The sequence below is a fragment of the Campylobacter concisus genome (genome assembly GCF_002914005.1).
Lineage (GTDB): Bacteria > Campylobacterota > Campylobacteria > Campylobacterales > Campylobacteraceae > Campylobacter_A > Campylobacter_A concisus_N.
This window is the reverse complement of record NZ_POZU01000001.1, coordinates 1-3,616: the sequence shown is the minus strand read 5'-3', so window position 1 is coordinate 3,616 and position 3,616 is coordinate 1. Positions and strand designations below refer to the sequence as shown.

General features: G+C 35.8%; 2 protein-coding genes and 1 tRNA gene. 1 reads left to right on the top strand and 2 read right to left on the bottom strand.

What is annotated here, in order from left to right:
- Positions 1-228: 228 nt before the first annotated feature.
- Entirely contained in the window at positions 229-1,647 is a 1,419-nt protein-coding gene (locus tag CYP54_RS00015) for an alanine/glycine:cation symporter family protein (protein WP_103603700.1), read from the top strand.
- Positions 1,648-1,721: 74 nt separating this feature from the next.
- On the opposite strand, the gene CYP54_RS00010 is transcribed toward CYP54_RS00015, so the two are convergent.
- Positions 1,722-1,797, bottom strand: a tRNA-Val gene (locus CYP54_RS00010).
- A gap of 569 nt (positions 1,798-2,366) precedes the next feature.
- Positions 2,367-3,497 carry a glycosyltransferase family 4 protein gene (locus tag CYP54_RS00005; protein WP_103603699.1) on the bottom strand — a complete coding sequence of 377 codons (1,131 nt, stop codon included), beginning with the start codon at positions 3,495-3,497 and terminating at the stop codon, positions 2,367-2,369.
- Positions 3,498-3,616 lie beyond the last annotated feature (119 nt).

Sequence of the window (3,616 nt, the reverse complement as noted above, 5' to 3'; positions counted from 1 at the left end):
TCTTAAATCTTCATTGTAGGATAAATTTAAAAATTATCAATCAAAAAACGCCTTAGAGCGTAAAAATATTGGTCGCAAAATCTTGCTAGTAAAAGCAAGTTCACCGCGAGTAAGCCGAAAATTAGCACGAAATTTTAAGCCAAGCTAAAAAATTTTTCTTATTTATTCTAATTTTATATTTTTTTAAATATACTCGCTCTCTAAACTACACCAATGAAAGTCAAGAAAATGCCTACAAATTTTGCTGAAATTTTAAATAACTGCGTTGAAAGTATAAATTCATTTCTTTGGGGTCCATACTTCCTTATCGCCCTACTTTGCGGCACCGGACTATTTTTCACCATTAGACTTGGCTTTGTTCAGATTTTTAAATTTAAAATGGGTTTAGGCAAGCTTTTTGGAAATTTCTCACTTCACGGCGAGGCTGCTGGCAAGGCTGGTATGAGCTCATTTCAAGCAGTCGCAACGGCGATCGCGGCGCAAGTTGGCACTGGCAACCTCGTGGGTGCGACGACAGCTCTTATCATGGGCGGTCCAGGAGCCATTTTTTGGATGTGGTGCGCGGCCTTTTTGGGCATGGCTACAAATTTTGCTGAAATTTGCCTCGCTCAAATTTACCGCACCAAAGATGACAGCGGCCACACGATAGGCGGCCCAGCGTTTTATATAAGCCGCGGCTTAAAGGGAAAGTGGGCGAAATTTCTAGCTGGATTTTTCGCTATAGCTATCATCATCGCACTTGGCTTTATCGGCAACATGGTTCAAGCAAACTCCATATCAGACGGCTTTAGCGGCGCTTTTGGCATACCACAGTGGCTAACAGGGGCGTTTTTGGCTCTCATTTGCGCGCTAATTTTCATAGGTGGCGTAAAAGCGATCGCAAGGGTCGCTGAAAAGATCGTGCCGCTAATGGCACTACTTTACATCATCGTTGGCGTGGTTATCATAGCTTTAAATTTTCACCAAATCCCAGAGGCGATCTCACTAATCTTTAGAGCTGCATTTGATCCTTCGGCTGCTTGGGGTGGGGCAACTGGCGCTAGCATCGCAGCTGCTATGAGATACGGCATAGCAAGGGGTCTTTTTAGCAACGAAGCTGGCATGGGTTCAACTCCGCACGCACACGCTGCTGCAAACGTCAAACACCCAGTCGATCAAGCCGTCCTTGGTATAATGAGCGTCTTTATAGACACCTTTGTCATCTTAAATATAACCGTTTTTGTAGTGCTTACTGCAAATGTTATTAGCTTTGAAAATGGCAAAGCAGTCTTTACAGGCATAACCTTAGTGCAAGAGGCTTTCTCGTCGCATATCTTTGGCAAGGTTGGCGGATATAGTTTCGTAGCTGTTTGTCTATTTTTCTTTGCATTTACAACGATTCTTGGATGGTACTATTTTGCTGAAATCAACGTAAGATACCTTCTTGGGGCAAAAGCGGTCAGAGCTTTTCAAATTTTAGTAGTCGTTTTTGTATTTTTGGGAAGCTTGCAAAAGGTTGATTTTGTCTGGAGCCTAGCAGATATGTTTAATGGCTTGATGGTCGTACCAAATTTAATTGCCATCATCATTTTAAGCCCTATTGTGGCAAAGCTTTTAAAAGATCATGATGCTGGCAAAGAGTATGATGTGAAAGATTATTTTAAATAAATCCTCACCACATCTTTAGAAAATTTACTAATAATTAATTTTTAAATCTCTTGTTTAGGATATTTTATTAGAAGTGGTGGCCCCGAATGGACTCGAACCATCGACCACTACCATGTCAAGGTAGTACTCTACCAACTGAGCTACGGGACCAAAGATTTGGGATTATATTTTATTTTCTATTTTATTTAGCTTAATTCTTTAGTAATTAAATTTATTTATAAGCAGTAAATGTAATGGATAAATTTAGAATTAGCTAACGCTTGATTCGCAGTTATCGGTAAAGATGAAAACTACCCGGTCAATATCGGCAACTCGCATGTCGTCATAAAAACTCCTTGATAGCAATAAAGAGCCAAAATGTGCAAGCCATCACTATGATGTAGGATATAGCACTAGCTTTAGAAATTACCTTGAATACTAAAAGCCGATATATAAAAATTCATGAGAAAAAGATGCTAGAGCAAAAAATTAATGCTAAAAAATTTTTCAAAGATGAGTATAACTCTACAAAAGAGGAAGAGGAATTTTTTTAAAAAAGACTAATAGGAACAATACAAAAACTGTTGGTGGACTAGTGGGTTAGAAGTCTAGTTTAAAAAACTAACCAGCTTGTCTTGGTTTTATTATTTAAATCATGATAAGCCCGCTAAAGATAAGTCTAAATTTTTAAATTAAAATCTTTAATACTATAAATTAAAAAAGTAAAAAATAGTAATGTGCTATTTTCCAATAATAATCTTTGCAAGTCTTCCATTTTTTTCATTTATATTAAATTTTACTTCAGCTATTTTTCTGCTTTCTATACCCATTTGGACTATCATTTCTGGATTTTGTATAAAATAAATCATCTTTTGTGCCAAAATTTTACTATCGAATGGTGGCACCAAGAATCCATTTACTCCATCTTCAACAGTTTCTCTACATCCTACGCTATTTGTGGTTATTACTACCCTTCCTATTGCCATGGCTTCCTGCGTACTTCTTGGCACACCTTCTCTGTAATACGAAGGCAAGACAAAAATGGAACTATTCACTATCCGTTCTTTTATATCATTTACGAAGCCAGGATATATAACTACGCCACTATCAAGATAAGGTTTTAGTTCTTCTTGTGTTAATCCAAATGGATTGTGCTCATCAAAACTACCAAATATATAAAATTTTACATCTTTATATTTTTCTTTTACGATTTTAGCTGCCTCTAAATACTCAAATATTCCCTTTTCTGCAAGAAGTCTTGCTATAAAAATAAAACTTATAGGATCAGTAGGTGCTTTAGTATATGAGAATTTATCAAGATCAACACCTATACCACCTAATATATTTATGGACTTTACTTTTATATCAAATCTATCAATCAAGTCCTTTTTATCGTCATTATTTAAAAATATAAGCTCGTCAAGAGATGGTAGTGAAATTTTATACAAAAGAACTTGTATGGTTTTGATAATTTTCGCCTTTATTGTTTGTCCATTTTTATGAACTGTAAAAGCCCCGCCAAGCCCTTCTATCATGCCTACTATTCGTGGCACTCTTGCTATTTTTGCGGCTATAGTTGCGAAAATAACTGGTTTAACAAAAAAAGAAAAAATCGCATCTGGCCTATATTGCCTAAATAGCTTAACCAAATCATATGTAGCAATGATATCTTTAAATGGATTTAGCCCTTTTGCATTTAAAGTGTGGTCAAGCGGTTTTGCACCCAATGAGATTATTTTTTTTCTACTTTCTTCATTGTAGTCACTAACTAAACAGTAGACATAGTGCCCTTTTGATACAAGTAGTTTTATGAGCTCTTCTCTAAAATTTATCATCATAGACGAGACATTACCGATTATAAAAATTTTCATAGCAACTCCAATGATATGAATCTAAAAATTTCTAAGCCTAATAAATACTTTTTTTGCAAAAACAAAAATTTGCGGGAACCCTATAAAAACTGTGCTATATAAAATTTTATAGATTATAT

Bases quoted from the DNA above. Each gene is read 5' to 3' on its own strand.
- CYP54_RS00005 (WP_103603699.1), bottom strand. From the start codon at position 3,497: ATGAAAATTTTTATAATCGGTAATGTCTCGTCTATGATGATAAATTTT.
- CYP54_RS00015 (WP_103603700.1), top strand. From the start codon at position 229: ATGCCTACAAATTTTGCTGAAATTTTAAATAACTGCGTTGAAAGTATA.